General features: G+C 51.4%; 1 pseudogene. It reads right to left on the bottom strand.

The annotated features are described in order from the left end of the window. A pseudogene (locus EXE42_RS18885) lies at positions 1 to 576 on the bottom strand (hypothetical protein); the annotation flags it as partial.

Here is a 576-nt window from a genome sequence, read left to right as displayed (position 1 = left end):
GGATTGTTGGTTCGGCACTGTTGTCTGGTGATTCAAATTGATTCCTTGCCTTCGGCAGTGACAGACAAAACTCGACGATGTCATCGAAGTAGACTAGATCTCCTTCCTCGAACTCACCGATGGTGATGTAGGTTTTCGTGATCTCATAGAGGAGGTCCGCTTTCGAGTCGTCTGTAAGTGTGTTGCCTTCGCGAAGCGATGTTCCGAGCGTGTCGATTACATCGTTAACCGTGTTCGTGATAGTTGCCGGGCGGACCTGGTTCCCATCCACTGAGACCTCACTGTATGGGAGTAATATCTCGACAGTCGATGTTCGATGTGATCCACCTTCCGGGGCAACAGTCACCGTGAGCTCTTGTCCCGATTGTGTCTCTAGCTGCTCGATAGACACATTCTGATCATCTGGGAGACTTCGCATGAGCTGTGTTTCAATCCCCTCAATGAAGTGGTCCCACGCGCTGTTGATATCGCGCTCTAGCTTGTAGTAGAGCGCCTCGTCAGCTTCACGCTCCGGGTCGAGAGAACGCTGGAGTTCGACTTTTCGCTCAATAGCCCCAACACCCCCTTGTTTTGTAA

Origin of the sequence: Halorubrum sp. SP3 (genome assembly GCF_005435195.1) — an archaeon.
In the GTDB taxonomy this organism is placed as follows: Archaea; Halobacteriota; Halobacteria; order Halobacteriales; family Haloferacaceae; genus Halorubrum; species Halorubrum sodomense.
Note: the sequence above shows the minus strand (reverse complement) of the source record. Positions and strands in the feature narration are given on the sequence as shown.